Origin of the sequence: Pseudomonas sp. zbq_18, assembly GCF_043102245.1 — a bacterium.
Classification (GTDB): Bacteria; Pseudomonadota; Gammaproteobacteria; order Pseudomonadales; family Pseudomonadaceae; genus Aquipseudomonas.
The window spans coordinates 118,215-133,522 of the sequence record NZ_JBICIT010000017.1 but is presented as its reverse complement, the minus strand read 5'-3'; the positions used below and the strand labels follow the sequence as shown (position 1 = coordinate 133,522).

At 64.3% G+C, this 15,308-nt stretch carries 16 protein-coding genes; 9 read left to right on the top strand and 7 right to left on the bottom strand.

Annotated features, from left to right (window positions below; translation table 11 throughout):
* Positions 1–31: 31 nt before the first annotated feature.
* Together ACF8C6_RS14125 and ACF8C6_RS14120 are read left to right on the top strand one after the other, a co-directional pair.
* Positions 32–1,339, top strand: coding sequence for a PQQ-dependent sugar dehydrogenase (locus tag ACF8C6_RS14125; RefSeq protein WP_392499869.1), 1,308 nt, complete (start codon positions 32–34; stop codon positions 1,337–1,339).
* Positions 1,332–3,407: a TonB-dependent receptor family protein gene (locus tag ACF8C6_RS14120; protein WP_392499868.1), complete on the top strand. Its 2,076-nt coding sequence runs from the start codon at positions 1,332–1,334 to the stop codon at positions 3,405–3,407. The genes ACF8C6_RS14125 and ACF8C6_RS14120 overlap by 8 nt, the downstream gene beginning before the upstream one ends.
* 102 nt (positions 3,408–3,509) lie before the next feature.
* On the opposite strand, the gene ACF8C6_RS14115 is transcribed toward ACF8C6_RS14120, so the two are convergent.
* Together ACF8C6_RS14115 and ACF8C6_RS14110 are read right to left on the bottom strand one after the other, a co-directional pair.
* The gene (locus ACF8C6_RS14115) at positions 3,510–4,823 is read right to left on the bottom strand and encodes an NTP/NDP exchange transporter (protein WP_392499867.1); all 1,314 of its coding nucleotides are present in this window, start codon (positions 4,821–4,823) and stop codon (positions 3,510–3,512) included.
* A gap of 2 nt (positions 4,824–4,825) precedes the next feature.
* Entirely contained in the window at positions 4,826–5,749 is a 924-nt protein-coding gene (locus tag ACF8C6_RS14110; protein ID WP_392499866.1) for an aldo/keto reductase, read from the bottom strand.
* Positions 5,750–5,889: 140 nt separating this feature from the next.
* Between ACF8C6_RS14110 and ppk2 the strand changes: the two genes are divergently transcribed.
* Complete coding sequence (gene ppk2, locus ACF8C6_RS14105) at positions 5,890–6,681, top strand: polyphosphate kinase 2 (RefSeq protein ID WP_392499865.1); 792 nt, start codon at positions 5,890–5,892, stop codon at positions 6,679–6,681.
* Between the two features lie 50 nt (positions 6,682–6,731).
* Here ppk2 and ACF8C6_RS14100 read toward each other — a convergent pair whose 3' ends face one another.
* The gene (locus ACF8C6_RS14100) at positions 6,732–7,997 is read right to left on the bottom strand and encodes a uracil-xanthine permease family protein (RefSeq protein ID WP_392499864.1); all 1,266 of its coding nucleotides are present in this window, start codon (positions 7,995–7,997) and stop codon (positions 6,732–6,734) included.
* A gap of 2 nt (positions 7,998–7,999) precedes the next feature.
* Positions 8,000–8,638: a uracil phosphoribosyltransferase gene (gene upp / locus ACF8C6_RS14095; protein ID WP_392499863.1), complete on the bottom strand. Its 639-nt coding sequence runs from the start codon at positions 8,636–8,638 to the stop codon at positions 8,000–8,002.
* A gap of 192 nt (positions 8,639–8,830) precedes the next feature.
* On the opposite strand from upp, the gene ACF8C6_RS14090 reads away from it, so the two are divergent.
* The 4 genes from ACF8C6_RS14090 (at position 8,831) to mqo (ending at position 12,164) form a co-directional block, all read left to right on the top strand.
* A complete protein-coding gene (locus tag ACF8C6_RS14090; RefSeq protein ID WP_392499862.1) occupies positions 8,831–9,388 on the top strand; it encodes a hypoxanthine-guanine phosphoribosyltransferase in 558 nt (185 codons plus the stop codon).
* Entirely contained in the window at positions 9,389–9,859 is a 471-nt protein-coding gene (locus ACF8C6_RS14085) for a WbuC family cupin fold metalloprotein (RefSeq protein ID WP_392499861.1), read from the top strand.
* Between the two features lie 149 nt (positions 9,860–10,008).
* The gene (locus ACF8C6_RS14080) at positions 10,009–10,296 is read left to right on the top strand and encodes a PA4642 family protein (RefSeq protein WP_277691809.1); all 288 of its coding nucleotides are present in this window, start codon (positions 10,009–10,011) and stop codon (positions 10,294–10,296) included.
* Positions 10,297–10,676: 380 nt separating this feature from the next.
* Positions 10,677–12,164, top strand: a complete 1,488-nt coding sequence (gene mqo, locus ACF8C6_RS14075; protein WP_392499860.1) for a malate dehydrogenase (quinone) — start codon at positions 10,677–10,679, stop codon at positions 12,162–12,164.
* 52 nt (positions 12,165–12,216) lie between these two features.
* Here the strand turns inward: mqo and ACF8C6_RS14070 are convergent, their stop codons facing one another.
* The gene (locus tag ACF8C6_RS14070; protein ID WP_392499859.1) at positions 12,217–12,441 is read right to left on the bottom strand and encodes a hypothetical protein; all 225 of its coding nucleotides are present in this window, start codon (positions 12,439–12,441) and stop codon (positions 12,217–12,219) included.
* Between the two features lie 165 nt (positions 12,442–12,606).
* On the opposite strand from ACF8C6_RS14070, the gene ACF8C6_RS14065 reads away from it, so the two are divergent.
* Positions 12,607–13,194, top strand: coding sequence for a YajG family lipoprotein (locus tag ACF8C6_RS14065; RefSeq protein ID WP_277691812.1), 588 nt, complete (start codon positions 12,607–12,609; stop codon positions 13,192–13,194).
* A 54-nt stretch (positions 13,195–13,248) separates the two neighbouring features.
* Here ACF8C6_RS14065 and ACF8C6_RS14060 read toward each other — a convergent pair whose 3' ends face one another.
* Complete coding sequence (locus tag ACF8C6_RS14060; protein WP_277691813.1) at positions 13,249–13,455, bottom strand: hypothetical protein; 207 nt, start codon at positions 13,453–13,455, stop codon at positions 13,249–13,251.
* A gap of 318 nt (positions 13,456–13,773) precedes the next feature.
* On the opposite strand from ACF8C6_RS14060, the gene ACF8C6_RS14055 reads away from it, so the two are divergent.
* The gene (locus tag ACF8C6_RS14055) at positions 13,774–14,055 is read left to right on the top strand and encodes a hypothetical protein (RefSeq protein ID WP_277691814.1); all 282 of its coding nucleotides are present in this window, start codon (positions 13,774–13,776) and stop codon (positions 14,053–14,055) included.
* 61 nt (positions 14,056–14,116) lie between these two features.
* Here ACF8C6_RS14055 and ACF8C6_RS14050 read toward each other — a convergent pair whose 3' ends face one another.
* On the bottom strand, positions 14,117–15,283 hold the full coding sequence (locus ACF8C6_RS14050; protein ID WP_392499858.1) for a 1-acyl-sn-glycerol-3-phosphate acyltransferase: 1,167 nt from the start codon (positions 15,281–15,283) through the stop codon (positions 14,117–14,119).
* Positions 15,284–15,308: the final 25 nt, after the last annotated feature.

Here is a 15,308-nt window from a genome sequence, read left to right as displayed (position 1 = left end):
CACGGCTGCATATAACAAAGGAAAAAACGCCATGCATGCTCCTGTACTCCTCTCCGGTCTGTTGGCCGCCGTCTGTCTGGCGGGCTGCAGCGAGGGTTCGAAGATGGCCATCGAGCAGGGTTATGGCCCACAGCCAAAACTGCCGGCGCCCAGCGAAGGGCTGCTGCCCACCGTCAACATTGCCCCGGCCGTGGGCTGGCCCGAGGGACGCCAGCCGACGGCAGCCCCTGGCACCGAGGTCAACGCCTTCGCCGGTGAGCTGGATCATCCGCGCTGGCTGTACGTGCTGCCCAACGGCGACGTGCTGGTGGCCGAAAGCAATGCGCCGGCCCGCGAAAGCCGAGGTCTGAAGGACTGGATCGCCGGCAGGATCATGGCCAAGGCCGGGGCGGGCGTGCCCAGCGCCGACCGCATCAGCCTGCTGCGCGACGCCGATCAGGATGGCGTGGCGGAAACCCGCACGGTCTTCCTCGACCAGCTGCATTCGCCGTTTGGCATGGCGCTGGTGGGCGACCAGTTGTATGTCGCCAATGCCGATGCGCTGGTGCGCTTCCCCTACCAGGAAGGCCAGACCCGCATCACCGCCAGCGGCGAGACAGTCACCGACCTGCCGGCTGGCCTCAACCACCATTGGACCAAGAACGTCATCGCCAGCCCTGATGGACGCAAGCTGTATGTCACGGTCGGCTCCAACAGCAATGTCGGCGAGAACGGCATGGACATTGAGGAGGGCCGCGCGGCGATCTGGGAAGTCGATGCGGCCAGCGGCGACAAGCGCCTCTTCGCCAGCGGCCTGCGCAATCCCAACGGCCTGGCCTGGGAGCCGGTGAGCGGCAAGTTGTGGACCTCGGTCAATGAGCGTGACGAGCTGGGCGACGACCTGGTGCCCGACTACATCACCTCGGTGCAGGACGGCGGCTTCTATGGCTGGCCCTACAGCTATTTCGGCCAGCACGTCGATGCGCGGGTGCAGCCGCAGCGGCCCGACCTGGTCGCCAAGGCACTGGTGCCGGATTACGCCCTGGGCTCGCACACCGCCTCGCTGGGCATTGCCTTCGCCGAACAGGCGCAGCTGCCGCCATTCAAGGAGGGGATGTTCATCGGCCAGCACGGCTCGTGGAACCGCAAGCCGCACAGTGGCTACAAGGTAATCTTCGTGCCCTTCAAGCACGGCAAGCCCGACGGCATGCCGCAGGATGTGCTGACCGGCTTCCTCGACGAGGACGAACAGGCGCTGGGGCGCCCGGTGGGCGTGGTCGTCGACAGCCAGGGCGCACTGCTGGTGGCGGATGATGTCGGCAACCTGATCTGGCGGGTCAGCGCCAAAGCCGATGAGTAAGCCGGTGTCGCGCTGGTTGCCCGGGCTGTTGCTGCTGCCCGGGCCACTGTGGGGCGCCGAGGTGCTGCTGCTCGAACCCTCGGTGATCACTGGCTCGCGCAGCGCAGAGCGCAGCTTCGACCTGCCGTTCTCGGTCGACAGCCTGGACCGTTTCGCGATCAGCGAAGGGCAGCCGGGGATCAATGCGTCGGAAGTGCTGCAGCGGGTGCCGGGGCTGGTGGTGCAGAACCGGCAGAACTACGCCCAGGACCTGCAGGTCTCGTCGCGCGGCTTCGGCGCCCGCGCCACGTTCGGCGTGCGTGGCATCAAGCTGATTGCCGACGGCATCCCCGCCAGTACGCCGGACGGCCAGGGCCAGCTGGCGACGTTCGACCTGGACAGCGCCGAGCGTATCGAAGTGCTGCGCGGGCCGATGGCGACCCTCTATGGCAGCAATGCCGGTGGGGTGATCCAGCTGTTTTCCCGAGACGGCGAGGGCCCGCCGCAGGTGGCGGCCGGCACGGCCTGGGGCAGCGATGGCCTGGAGCGCCAGCGGCTGAGTGCCGAGGGCGGTAATCAGTGGGGCGGTTTTGTTCTCGATAGCTCGCGGCTGGATACCGATGGCTACCGCGACCACAGTGCGGCGCGGCGTGAGCAGAGCTTCGCCAAGCTGACCCTGCACCCGGATGACGCCACGCGCCTGGCCCTGAGTTTCAGTGACTTCAACCAGCAGAGCGATGACCCCCTCGGGCTGACCTGGGAGGCCTACCAGGCCGACCCGCGCTCGACCCCGGCGGTGGCCGAGCTGTTCGATACGCGCAAGAGCATCGACCAGCAGCAGGTGGGGCTGAACTTCGAACGCCAGTTCGACACGGGCACGCTGCAGAGCACGCTGTACAGCGGTACTCGGCGGGTGGTGCAGTACCAGTCGATTCCGGTGGCGGTGCAGAGCAACCCGACCCAGGCGGGTGGGGTGATCGATTTCGAGCGGACCTTCCACGGCGGCAGCCTGCGTTGGCTACGGCCGGTCGCGGCGCTGCCGGGCGAGTTCGAGTGGGTCGTCGGGCTGGATTACGACCTCAGCGAGGATGATCGCCAGGGCTACGAGAACTTTGTCGGCAGCCAGTTGGGCGTCAAGGGCCGCCTGCGCCGTGACGAAATCGATACGGTGACCAGCCTCGACCCTTACCTGCAGGCCAACTGGCGTCTGGGCGACTGGTCCCTGCAGGCGGGGCTGCGGCACAACCACGTCGAAGTGGAGGTCGACGACCACTACCTCAGCAACGGTGACGACAGCGGGCGGCGCACCTACCAGCAGACCACGCCTGCCTTGGGCGTGCTGTACGCCTTCACACCCGCGCTGCACGGTTACTTCAGTGTCGGCCAGGGCTTTGAGACGCCGACGCTGACTGAGCTGGCCTATTCGCCGAATGCCGGCGGCTTCAACCTGGAGCTCGATGCCGCCACCAGCATTCAGTACGAACTCGGCCTCAAGGCGCGGCTGGGCGAGGACACGCGCCTGAACGCCGCGCTGTTCCAGATTGAAACCGACGATGAGCTGGTGGTGGCCAGCTCGACCGGTGGGCGCAGCACCTACCAGAACGCGGCGCAGACCCTGCGCCGCGGCTTCGAGCTGAGCCTGCAGCAGCAGTGGAGCGAGCAGTGGAGCAGCAGCCTCGCCTACACCTACCTGCAGGCCACCTACGATGGCGACTTCAGCAGTGCCGGACGCTCCGTCGAGGCGGGCAACCGCCTGCCCGGCGTGCCGGCCATCAGCCTGTTCGGCGAGCTGCTCTGGCGCCCGAGCGACACCCTCTCCACCGCGCTGGAGGGGTTGTACCGCAGCAAGGTTTACGTCGAGGACAGCAATCAGCAGCGTGCTGCGCCGGGCTATGCGCTATTCAACTGGCGCCTGCGTAACGAGCAGAGCCTGCAGCAGTGGACCTTCGGCCAGACCCTGCGGGTGGATAACCTGCTGGACCGCGACTACATCGGCTCGGTGATCGTGGCCGAGGGCAACGGTCGTTACTACGAGCCGGCACCGGGGCGTAACTGGTATGTCGGGGCCGACCTGGCCTACCGCTTCTGAGGCCTGGTCGGGATCGGGCGCCTGGTTTTCAGCGCGCTGGCGGGGGCGTTGGTCCCCTGTTCCATCGAGGCCCATGACTTCCGGTATGTAAGGGCCGTTGTATCAGGGCGTGCTTGACCTGGCCGATGCAGGGCCAGCGCGGCTAGTGTCGGCGGCGCGATCCGCCCGGTTGCCCAGGTACCAGCCGAGCATGGCCCATACCGCAGCACAGCCGGCGCCGACCAGCGCTATCAGCACGGCGCCCTGGCCGAGGGTGTCGAGCAGGCTCTTGGCCCAGCCGCTGAGTGCATCACCACCGCGGTAGACCACGGTGTCGATGAAGTTCTTCGCCTTGTACTTGGTTTCGGCATCGAGCGGGGCGAACAGCATCTCGCGGCCGGGGCGGACGAAGGCATATTCGCCGATGCGTCGCACGATCATCAGCCCCGCCAGCACCGCGAAGGTCGGTGCCAGGGCCAGGCCGACGAAGCCCAGGCACATCAGCAGCGGGGCGGCCGTCAGCAGCATGCGGATGCCCAGGTGCTGGGCAACCCGCCCGGTGATGAACAGCTGGCTGGCCAGTGCGCCGGCCTGCACGACGAAATCGATGCTGGCAAAGACCCTGACCTGGGCGTTGCGCTCGGGAAACAGCTCGGCCACCAGACGCGCCTGCTCGAAGTAGAGAAAGGTGCTTACCGTCGCCAGCAATACCACGAATGCCGCCACGCCGAGCAGGTAAGGCGAATGCAGCACCCGGGTCAGTCCGCTGAAGGGATTGCCCGGCACCGGATGGCGCGGACTTTCGCTGGGGGCGGCGCCTGGCCGTCCAGCCCCGCACCGCTCTCGCCAGGCCATCAGCCAGTGTTTGAGCCACAAAGCCAGCCCCAACAACAGGCTGGTCAGCAGGATCAGCCCCGCAGCGTCCAGCTGCGCGATCAGCAGAGCGCTGAGCGCCGGCCCACTCAAACCGCCGAGGCTGGCGCCGGCGGCGATAAAGGCAAACAGGCGCTTGGCCTGCAGCGTGTCGAACACATCGGCCATCAGGCTCCAGGCCAGCGACACGACGAACAGGTTGTACACCGAGATCCACACATAGAAGCCGCGTGCCAGCCACAGGCCTTCGCCGGCCACGCTGAACAGTACGGCGAACACCAGCAGGTTGAGACCGAAGAAGCCGAACACCCAGTCGACGAACTGCCGGCGCGGCACCCGCGAGTTGAGCCAGGCGAACAGCGGTACGGCCAGCAGCATGGCAATGAAGGTCGCGCTGAACAGCCATTGCAAGTGCTCCACGCCGGCCTGAATGCCCATTGCCTCGCGAATGGGCCGCAGCATGAAGTAGCCGCAGAACAGGCAGAAGAACAGGGCGAAGCCGGCCAGTGCGGCGTTCAGCTCATCGTCCGCAGCGTTGATTGCCCTGGCCAGACGGTGACGCATGCTCAGGCGAACAGCTCGATGATGCGCTGGCGTTGGGTCGCGTTGGGCAGCTGGCCCTGGCCGGCCTTGAGGTTGTCGGCCATGTAGCGCGGGTTGGACGTGGCGGGGATCACCGCCGTGACGGCCTGGTTGGCGAGGATGAATTTGAGCATCAGTTGGGCCCAGGAACTGGCGCCGAGCTCAATCATCGCCCAATCGGGCAGGTCCTTGCCGCGCACCTTGTCGAACAGTGCGGCACGCTGGAAGGGGCGGTTGATCAGCACGGCAATGCCCTTGTCGGCACAGAAGGGCAGCAGTTCGCGCTCGGCATTGCGCTCACCCACCGAGTAGTTGAACTGGACGAAGTCCACCGGCTCGCGGCGCAGCACCTGCAGCAGACGCTCGTGGGCGCTGTCCAGGTAGTGGGTAACGCCGATGTAGCGCACCTTGCCCTGTTCCTTCAATTCACGCAGCAGACCCAGCTGGGTCTCGGTGTCCTGCAGATTGTGCACCTGCAGCAGGTCGATGCGCTCTGTGCGCAGAGCGGCGAAGCTCGCGGCGATCTGTCGTTGCCCGGCCTCGCGTCCACTGGACGAAACCTTGCTGGCGAGGAACAGACGCTTGCGCATGTCGTCCTTGGCGGCCAGTGCCCCGCACACGGCTTCGGCACGGCCATAGCTGGGGGCGGTATCGATCAGGCTGGCGCCGCCGTTGACCAGTGTGCGCAGCACCTCGCGTAGCGGCGCCAACTGCTCTTCGTTGAGCGCCACATCATGAGTCCGTGAGGTGCCCAGCCCGATCACCGGCAACAGCTCGCCACTGCTGGGAATAGGGCGTTGCATCAGGTTGCTGACGGCCATGGCTGGCTGGAAAGGCAGCCAGGGCGCCAGCGTCGCCAGGGCGGCGAGGCTGGCGCTGTGCTGAAGAAAACGGCGGCGGCTGGGCATGGCGGGTTCCTCATGAGCGGTCGATGGGTTTATCCCTTGGTTATAGGCCAGACCACGAGGTTGCCCTGTTGTTACAGCGTTTTGTGCGATGTGTTGATTCCCTGCCTACGCTTGCAGGGAAAGAGTACGGAGGTGGCAGGATGGCCAAGCAGGAGTCCGCAGCACAGTTGAAACGCAAGGACTATGAAGGGCAGCTGAAGAAGCTGCATGTGCAGCTGGTCCACTTGCAGCAGTGGGTGGTGGCCAGCGGGGCCAAGGTGGTGATCGTGTTCGAAGGGCGCGATGGGGCCGGCAAGGGCGGCACCATCAAGGCCATTACCGAGCGGGTCAGTCCACGCATTTTCCGCGTGGTGGCGTTGGCGGCGCCTACCGAACGGGAGAAGAGCCAGATGTATGTGCAGCGCTACCTGACCCACATGCCGGGGGCCGGGGAGGTGGTGATCTTCGATCGCAGCTGGTACAACCGCGCCGGCGTCGAGCGGGTGATGGGCTTTTGCACGGACGATCAGGTGGATAAATTCCTCAGCCAGGCGCCGGCCTTCGAACGCAACATGGTCGAGTCCGGGATCATCCTGATCAAGTACTGGCTGGAAGTCAGCCCCGAGGAACAGGCGCGCCGGTTGCACGCGCGCATCGACGATGGGCGCAAGACCTGGAAGCTGTCGCCGATGGACATCAAGTCGTTCACCCGCTGGGACGACTACACCCGGGCCCGCGATGAAATGTTCGCCGCCACCGATACGCCCTGGGCGCCCTGGTATGTGGCGCGTTCGGAAGACAAGAAGCGGGTGCGGCTGAACGTGATCAGCCATCTGCTGCAGCAGATTCCCTACGAGAAGGTGGAGCAGCCCAAGGTCAAGCTGCCCAAGCGCAAGATCGGCAAGTACAAGGCGGCCAACTATCCGTTCAAGTACATTGCCGAGCCGTTCTGAGAGGGCATGTCATCCCTCTCCCGTGATGGGAGAGGGATGTGGTGGAGTCCTCAGAGGTCAGGATCGAGCGGCGGGTGCTTGTGCCAGGCGCTGCCGCCCGGCAACAGCAGGTTCAGGCCCAACGCCACCAGCGCCGCCAGCGAGATGCCGGAGAGGCTGAATTCGTTGCCACCGATGGCCATGCCGCCGATGCCGAACACCAGCGGCACGGAGACGATGATCAGGTTGCGCGCCTCCGACAGATCCACCTGGTGGCGGATCAGCGTATTCAGGCCGACCACGGCGATGGAGCCGAACAGCAGGCAGAGAATGCCGCCCATCACCGGCACTGGAATGGCCTGCAGCGCGGCACCGAACTTGCCGATGAAGGCCAGGCCGATGGCGAACACGGCGGCCCAGGTCATGATCTTCGGGTTGTAGTTCTTGGTCAGCATCACCGCGCCGGTCACTTCGGCGTAGGTGGTGTTGGGTGGGCCACCGAACAGGCCGGCGGCCGAGGTGGCCAGGCCGTCGCCAAGCAGGGTGCGGTGCAGACCGGGTTTCTTGATGAAGTTGTTGCCGGTGACGCTGCCGATCGCCACCACGCCGCCGATATGCTCGATGGCCGGTGCCAGGGCGACCGGCACGATGAACAGGATGGCGCCCCAGTGCAGTTCGGGAGTGACGAAGGCCGGTACGGCCAGCCAGGGCGCGGCAACCACGGCGTCAGTATTGATCACGCCGAAGAAGGCCGACAGCACGCAGCCCACGGCAATGCCGGCGAGGATCGGCACCAGGCGCAGCAGTCCCTTGCCGAGCACGGCGACCACCACGGTAGTGACCAGCGCCGCCATCGAGATGATCAGCGCGGTGTGGTAGGGCACCAGTTCCATGGCGCCATCACCGGTCTTGCCCATGGCCATGTGCACGGCCACCGGTGACAGTGCCAGGCCGATGGAGATGATCACCGGAGCGATCACCACCGGCGGCAGCAGGCGGTCGATGAAGCCGGCGCCACGAACCCGTACCAGGGCGCTGAGCAGCACATAGACCAGGCCGGCGGCAACGATGCCGCCGAGCACGGCCGGCAGGCCGAACTGACCCTTGGCAGCCAGGATCGGCGCAATAAAGGCAAAGGAGGAGGCCAGGAACACCGGTACCTGGCGGTCGGTGACCAGCTGGAACAGCAGCGTGCCGATGCCGGCGGTGAACAGGGCGACGTTGGGGTCCATGCCGGTGATCAGTGGCATCAGCACCAGGGCGCCGAAGGCCACGAAGAGCATCTGCGCGCCGGAAATCACCTGGCGCCAGAGTGGATCATTGAACTGCTGGCTCATGCTCAGGCGTCCTTCTGCTTGGTGCCGAAGATCTTGTCGCCGGCATCACCGAGGCCGGGAATGATGTAGCCGTGCTCGTTGAGTTTCTGATCGATGGAGGCCGTGTAGATCATCACATCGGGGTGAGCGTCTTCCACGACCTTGATGCCCTCCGGTGCGGCGACCAGCACCATGGCGCGAATTTCCTTGCAGCCGGCTTTCTTCAGCAGGTCGATGGTAGCGACGAGGGAGCCGCCGGTGGCCAGCATCGGGTCGATGATCAGTGCCAGGCGCTCATCGATCTCGGGTGCCAGCTTCTCCAGGTAGGTGTGCGCCTGCAGCGTTTCTTCGTTGCGCGCCACGCCCACGGCGCTGACCTTGGCGCCCGGAATCAGGCTGAGTACGCCGTCGAGCATGCCGATGCCGGCGCGCAGGATGGGCACCACGGTGATCTTCTTGCCCGCGATCTTCTCTACCTGTACCGGGCCAGCCCAGCCTGCGATCTCGTAGTGTTCCAGTGGCAGGTCGTTGGTGGCCTCGTAGGTCAGCAGAGCGCCGACTTCCTGAGCCAGTTCACGGAAGTTCTTGGTGCTGATGTCGGCGCGGCGCATCAGGCCGATTTTGTGACGGATCAGCGGGTGGCGGATCTCGCGGATGGGCATGCAAAGTCTCCTGGCGGCAAATTCTGGCTAGAGTAAAGCACTGCTCATGCCAGATTGAAGGCGCGCAGTTTACTGCCTGGCTTGAGCAAATGGTCAGAAAAAGCGCTGTCGGACTTGCTCCGAAACGCATCACTGAGTACATTCGCCGCCCATTTTTTAGCCAGCAGCCCTCTCTGCTAACCGGAGCCCGCCATGTCCGCCGATCTCGCCCAAATCCGTCAAGTCATGGCCGAAGCCGATTGCCTGTTCACCGAGGCCCAGGTCGAGGCGGCCATCGATCAGGTGGGCGTCGCCATCAGCGCCGAGCTGGCCGAGCGCAACCCGGTGGTGTTCTGCGTGATGAACGGCGGTCTGATCTTTGCCGGCAAGCTGTTGACCAAGCTCAACTTCCCGCTGGAGCTGTCCTACCTGCACGCCACCCGCTACCGTAGCGAGACCACCGGCGGCGAGCTGTTCTGGAAGGCCAAGCCGGAAATCTCCTTCATCGACCGCGAAGTGCTGATCATCGACGACATCCTCGATGAAGGGCACACCCTGTCTGCCATCATCGAGTTCTGCAAGCACGCTGGCGCCCGTGCCGTGCACACCGCCGTGCTGATCGACAAGGATCACGACCGCAAGGCACGTCCGGATCTGAAGGCCGATTACGTCGGGCTGTCCTGCGAAGACCGCTTCATCTTCGGCTACGGCATGGACTACAAGGGCTACTGGCGCAACGCCGCAGGTATCTACGCCGTCAAAGGCCTGTAAGTGCGGGCGCCTGCTTTTCTCGACCGGGCCCTGTTCGCCGAACTGGCGGCCAAGGCCGGGGAGAGCCCGCGCCAGCGCGCCCACCACAACCTGCACGAGATGAGCGAGCCCTGCCACCGCCTGACGGTGGGGCTGCAGCCAGAGACCTATATTCCACCGCACCGCCATCTGTCTGCCGACAAGGCCGAGACATTGCTGGTGCTGCAGGGACGCATCGGCCTGCTGCTGTTCGGCGAAGACGGCAGCCTCCGCTCGACCCGCCTGCTCGAAGCAGGTGGTGACTGCGTTGGCGTCGACCTCGCACCGGGCCAGTTCCACGCCCTGGTCGTGCTGGCGGCCGACAGCATCCTGTTCGAATGCAAGGCCGGCCCCTACCGGCCACTGGTCGAGGCCGAGCAGGCAAGCTGGGCACCGCGCGAGGGGGAACCCGAGGCGGCGGCCTACCTGGCCTGGATGAAGGCACAGTTTTAACGGTACTGGCCGATTTCTTCCCGTCTTTCCACTGGCAGGCAGCGCGACTGAGTCGCTGTGCCGCGCCAACAGTGCTTTAGTCGCGTTGAGTGGCGCCCGGGGCAAGGGTAAACTGCCGGCCCCGTGATACCCGCTAGCTGGAGTGCGTGATGCGTAAAGACAAGAAACAGGTGATTGGCGAAGAAATCGGCGACGACGCCATCAAGCTGTTCCTCGCCGTCGAGCCGGCGGATGCCACGCCGCCCTCCCTGCACAAGCTGGTCAAGGCCTATCGCGGCCTGCGCATTGATGACTTCGAGCGTTTTCTCGGCTTCTTCAAGGAAGCCGGCTATGACCTGGATGCCAAGGACGCCCAGGGTAATGACTTCATTGCCCTGATCCAGGATCAGCGCCAGGCCGAGCCCTATGTCGAAGCGATGAAAGCGGCCAAAGCCTGATCATTCGTATGCAAAATGACCATTTGCCGGAGTTTGTGCATTTTTTGCGCCTGCGCTAGCGGCAAAGTGGTATCTTGCGCGCCGGAAAATACCGGCCCGCAGAGGGTTGTCGGGGCGATGCCTGTACTGCATCCCCCGTACGCTCAGGCACAGAGCCTGCATGCGCCGGTGGAAGGTTAAAGAATTGAACGCACGTCTGCCCACAGGCAGTGCGTGCCTGACGAGGTTGCTCGGGATCGAACCAGGCCAAGTCATCGGCTGTCGATACCGGTGCCTCCGAAGCTCCAGACACTCGTCTGGCTGTCAGTGATTAGACGTCGGTGTGCGGCTCAAAAGGCTGATTTCAACGACTTGGTACTGCAGATCTTGGAGAAGCGTTAATGACGCAAGTCAATCACGAAGCTGTTGATGTGCTGCTGGTGGGTGCCGGCATCATGAGCGCCACCCTGGCGGTGCTGCTCAAGGAGCTGGACCCGAGTCTCAAGCTGGAGATCGCCGAGCTCCGTTCTTCCGGTGCCATCGAAAGCTCCAACCCGTGGAACAACGCGGGTACGGGGCACGCCGGCCTGTGTGAGCTGAACTACACCCCGCAGGCGGCTGATGGCTCGATCGACATCAAGAAAGCCGTTCACATCAATACCCAGTTCGAAGTCTCCAAGCAGTTCTGGGCTTACCTGTGTGGCAAGAGCGCTTTCGGCTCGCCCAAGGATTTCATCAACCCGGTTCCGCACCTGAGCTTCGTGCGTGGCGACAAGGACATTGCGTTCCTCAAGAAACGCCACGAGCTGATCAGCCAGCACCATGCCTTCGAGGACATGCAGTACACCGAAGACAAGGCGCTGATGGCCGAGTGGATGCCGCTGATGATGCAGGGCCGCCAGGCCGATGAGCGCATTGCCGCGACCCGTTCCGCCAACGGCACCGACGTTAACTTCGGCGCCCTGACCCACCAGCTGCTGCAGTACCTGCAGAGCCAGGGCGGCGTCACCATGAGCTACCACCAGAAGGTGGTCGGCCTGAGCCGCAATGCCCAGGGCTGGGCCGCCGAGATCAAGAACACCGAAACCGGCGAGCGCCGCGACGTGCAGGCCAAGTTCGTGTTCCTCGGTGCCGGCGGTGGTGCCCTGCCGCTGCTGCAGATGTCCGGCATTCCGGAAGGCAAGGGTTTTGGCGGCTTCCCGGTCAGTGGCCAGTGGCTGCGTTGCGACAACCCGGACGTGGTCAAGCAGCACCAGGCCAAGGTGTACAGCCAGGCCGAAGTGGGCGCACCGCCCATGTCCGTGCCGCACCTCGATACCCGCGTGGTGGACGGCAAGACTTCGCTGCTGTTCGGCCCCTACGCCGGCTTCACCACCAAGTTCCTCAAGTACGGCTCGTTCCTCGACCTGCCGCTGTCGGTGCGTCCGGGCAACATCGGCCCGATGCTCGCCGTGGCGCGCGACAACTTCGACCTGACCCGTTACCTGATCAAGGAAGTGATGCAGTCGCAGGACCAGCGCCTGGAGGCTCTGCGCAAGTTCTACCCGACCCTGAACCCGGCCGACTGGCGCCTGGAAGTGGCCGGTCAGCGCGTGCAGATCATCAAGAAGGACGCCAAGAAGGGCGGCATCCTGCAGTTCGGCACCGAGCTGGTGGCGGCCGAGGATGGCTCCATTGCCGCGTTGCTGGGCGCGTCGCCCGGTGCTTCGGTGACGGTATCGATCATGCTCAACCTGATCGAGCGCTGCTTCGCCGAGCAGGCTGGCAGCGAAGCCTGGACCCGCAAGCTGAAGGAAATCTTCCCGGCCCGCGAGAAGGCTCTAGAAGAAGATGCCGCGCTCTATCGCGAGGTGGTGACGCAGAGCACCAAGGCCCTGCAGCTGGTCTGAGCCAGCCCGCAACAAAAAAGCCGCCCTCGGGCGGCTTTTTCATGTCTGTGATTCAGGCGGCCAGTGCATGAGCAGGGCGAACGGCGACCCTCACGCGGGCCGAGCAGGGCAGCGGCTGGCCGAGCCACTGGTTGCGCAGTTCGCGTACTTCGATCCAGCCTGGTTCGGCAGGCGGCTGGTGCGATTCACGCAGGGCGCGACAGGTGCCTTGAGCATCCAGCAGGGCATAACAGCGCATCCGTGTGCGCGGGCTGAACACGGACCAGAGACTCATCATGCGTGGCTCTCCTCGGATAAGCCTGACTTTTATCTCATGTCTCGGTGACAAGGCCGTGACAGGAACCGCCGTAGCCATGCCGGGTCAGAATCTCAGCTGTCGGCGCCCCTGGCCGCTGGTTATACTGCCGGCCATTTTTCGCCATCACCTTCTCGGAGATCGCCCATGAAGAAGCACCTGTTGTTCGGTCTGCTTGCCGCTTTCGGCCTTACCCTCGTTGGCTGTGCCCACAGCCCGCAGAACCTGCAGCCGCAGCCCAAGCTGATGGCGCCGCTACAGGCAGTTGGCCAGGGGCAGCCGGTGGTGGTGCGGGTGGTCGATGGGCGCCAGTCTCCGGTACTGGGTACCCGTGGCGGCCTGTATCCGGAAACCAGCGCCATTAGCGTACAGGGCAAGGACATCCTGCCGCGTCTGCAGGCCGAAGCCGAAGCTGCCGTGCGCCTGTTGGGCTTCACCCCCAGCCCGAATGCCTACAATGCCCCGCAGCTGACCCTGACGCTGGCCGAGTTGAAGTATCAGTCGCCGAAAGAAGGTATGTACGTGACCGAGGCTGACATCAGCGCTACCTTCCGTGCCGACGTGCAGAACAGCAGCCGTCGCTACAGTGGCCGTTACGGTGCCTCGCTGAACCAGCGTTTCGGCATGGCGCCGAATCAGGAAACCAACACCAAGCTGGTCAGCGATGTGCTCAGCGATGCGCTGACCCGCACCTTCAAGGATCCGACCATCGGCCAGCTGCTCAGCCAGCAGTGATGGGGCGTTCATGAAAAAGCCCGGCCAGTTGGCCGGGCTTTTTGCTGTCTGGGGTCAGGCTGCTTCGGCGTACAGCTCGGGCAGGCTCAGGCCGGTGTGTTCGTCGATGTCGGGCAGGTCGTAGTGCTCATGCCCGCCGAGGGCGCAGTACACCAGCCAGTGGTGGTCGTGCACGTTGAAGGAAAGCTCTTCTACCACGGCTTCCACGTCGTCCAGCGAGTCGATCAGGTAGTCGGTATCAACAGGTTGTGGGTTGAGCATGGCGGTTCCTCCGCTATTAAAGTTGCCACCGGCCATATCGAATGACTGATGGGTCACTGTAGAGGTATCAAACTCTAGGCCAGTGTTATGACGGTTTTCAGACGATTTGGTGATGAAGGCTAACGCTCGTCGGAAACGAAGCTTCTAAACAGTCACTTTCCAGTAGACTGCCCGCCGAGCCCCCTCTGACTGTGAGTCCCGCGCCTTCTCCTGGTGCGCAATATCGGCGCTTTGACCCGGCTAGCAGGCTGTTTGCGCCGCTCTTGCCTGCTTCTGGTGCCGGTTTTTCCTGTTTATGGTGCACTTGAGGTGATTTTCGTGTCCCTGCAGTACCTCTGGACCCTGTTCTCGACCTATCCCGCACAAACCATCAATGCCCTGGCTCTGTTCTTCGCGGTGGCTGGCAGCTGGCTGCTGATGGCCACTCGCTTGCGTGAACAGCGCGCGATGGCGCGTCTGACTGCTGAGATGGATGAACTTGACGAACAGGCTTCGCTGCTGGACGAGCCGGCCCTGCGCATCAATCGCTTCTTCTACCGTTTCTCGGCAGCAGCGCTGGGGGCAGCGCTGCTGCTGTCCTGGTACAGCACCGGCCTCTGACGGAAGCGGGAAAGAAAAACGGCAGCCCATGGGCTGCCGTTTTCGTCTCTGCTGCAGCCGGCTACAGGGGGCGGCCGGCCTTGACCCGGTACTGGTTGCGCACCGGCATGGCGTACTGGCCGATCAGCCAGGGGCGCTGTTCGGCGGGGCAGGCCGCCAGACGGCGCTGCCACTCGGTGCGTGCCTTTTCCAGTTCGGCGGCAGGAAACAGCTGCTCGGCCGTCGGCACGTCGAGTTCGGTGTCGCGGTTATCCCACTGGGCGTAGGCCAGGTAATGCACGGGGAACAGGCGGTAGCCGCTGAGAATATGCTGGTCCATCAGCGTGGCCAGTTGCTTGGCATCCTCGAAGCCTTCGCGTACCGGCGTGCCGAAGTGCACATGCACACGACCTTTGTAGCCGGTGATGCCGAGGGCGATGCTGGCATCGTCCTCGCCCTGTGCCTTCTCGTAGCTGCCACTGGTGGCGCGGATCTGCAGTTCACGGGCCTTGGCCTGGTCACAGGGGTCGTACTCGTAGCTGATCGATACCGGCACCAGATTGAGCGCGGCCAGGGCGTCGGCGAACGGCTCGTCCTTGCGGCTCATGTGGAACATCTTGAGGATCGCCGAGTCGGTGCGGTCGTCACCGTCCTTGGCCCGGCCTTCGGCCTGGGCGATCCAGATCGACTGGCCCTCTTCGCGGATCGAATGGTTGATATAGCCGGACAGCAACTGGAAGGCCGCCAGCTTTTCGCGGCGCCCGCTGATGTTGCGGTGCACGATGAAGCTCTTGTTCAGGCGCATCAGGTCGCTGACGAAGGGGCGCTGCAGCAGGTTGTCACCGATGGCGATGCGCGGCGTCGGCAGGCCGGCGTGGAACACCGCGTAGTTGACGAAGGCCGGATCCATCACGATATCGCGGTGATTGGCCAGGAACAGATAGGGCGTGCCCGCCTTCAGCTGCTCCAGGCCGGAATAGGTCACGCCGTCGGTGGCCTGCTCGATGCTGTGATCGACATAGGGCTCGATGCGCGCCTGCAGGGCATCCACCGAAGCGATATCGGCCAGCTGTGAACGCAGGCGATGGGCTATAAGAGGTTTGAGCAGCCAGCCGAAAGGACCGGCCAGGCGCGGAAAACGGAAGTGGGTGAGGGTGCCGAGAAAGGTGTCATCGCTCAACAGGCGCGCAAGTACGGCGGGGACTTCGTGGTCGGCATAAGGTCGGATGGAATCGAATTCGCCCATCATGTTCTCGTCGGTCGGCTGCTCGGAA

Excerpts from the sequence above, each read along its gene's own strand:
- ACF8C6_RS14125 (WP_392499869.1), top strand. The coding sequence starts at position 32 with ATGCATGCTCCTGTACTCCTCTCCGGTCTGTTGGCCGCCGTCTGTCTG.
- ACF8C6_RS14120 (WP_392499868.1), top strand. The coding sequence starts at position 1,332 with ATGAGTAAGCCGGTGTCGCGCTGGTTGCCCGGGCTGTTGCTGCTGCCC.
- ACF8C6_RS14115 (WP_392499867.1), bottom strand. The coding sequence starts at position 4,823 with ATGCGTCACCGTCTGGCCAGGGCAATCAACGCTGCGGACGATGAGCTG.
- ACF8C6_RS14110 (WP_392499866.1), bottom strand. The coding sequence starts at position 5,749 with ATGCCCAGCCGCCGCCGTTTTCTTCAGCACAGCGCCAGCCTCGCCGCC.
- ppk2 (WP_392499865.1), top strand. The coding sequence starts at position 5,890 with ATGGCCAAGCAGGAGTCCGCAGCACAGTTGAAACGCAAGGACTATGAA.
- ACF8C6_RS14100 (WP_392499864.1), bottom strand. The coding sequence starts at position 7,997 with ATGAGCCAGCAGTTCAATGATCCACTCTGGCGCCAGGTGATTTCCGGC.
- upp (WP_392499863.1), bottom strand. The coding sequence starts at position 8,638 with ATGCCCATCCGCGAGATCCGCCACCCGCTGATCCGTCACAAAATCGGC.
- ACF8C6_RS14090 (WP_392499862.1), top strand. The coding sequence starts at position 8,831 with ATGTCCGCCGATCTCGCCCAAATCCGTCAAGTCATGGCCGAAGCCGAT.
- ACF8C6_RS14080 (WP_277691809.1), top strand. The coding sequence starts at position 10,009 with ATGCGTAAAGACAAGAAACAGGTGATTGGCGAAGAAATCGGCGACGAC.
- mqo (WP_392499860.1), top strand. The coding sequence starts at position 10,677 with ATGACGCAAGTCAATCACGAAGCTGTTGATGTGCTGCTGGTGGGTGCC.
- ACF8C6_RS14070 (WP_392499859.1), bottom strand. The coding sequence starts at position 12,441 with ATGATGAGTCTCTGGTCCGTGTTCAGCCCGCGCACACGGATGCGCTGT.
- ACF8C6_RS14065 (WP_277691812.1), top strand. The coding sequence starts at position 12,607 with ATGAAGAAGCACCTGTTGTTCGGTCTGCTTGCCGCTTTCGGCCTTACC.
- ACF8C6_RS14060 (WP_277691813.1), bottom strand. The coding sequence starts at position 13,455 with ATGCTCAACCCACAACCTGTTGATACCGACTACCTGATCGACTCGCTG.
- ACF8C6_RS14050 (WP_392499858.1), bottom strand. The coding sequence starts at position 15,283 with ATGATGGGCGAATTCGATTCCATCCGACCTTATGCCGACCACGAAGTC.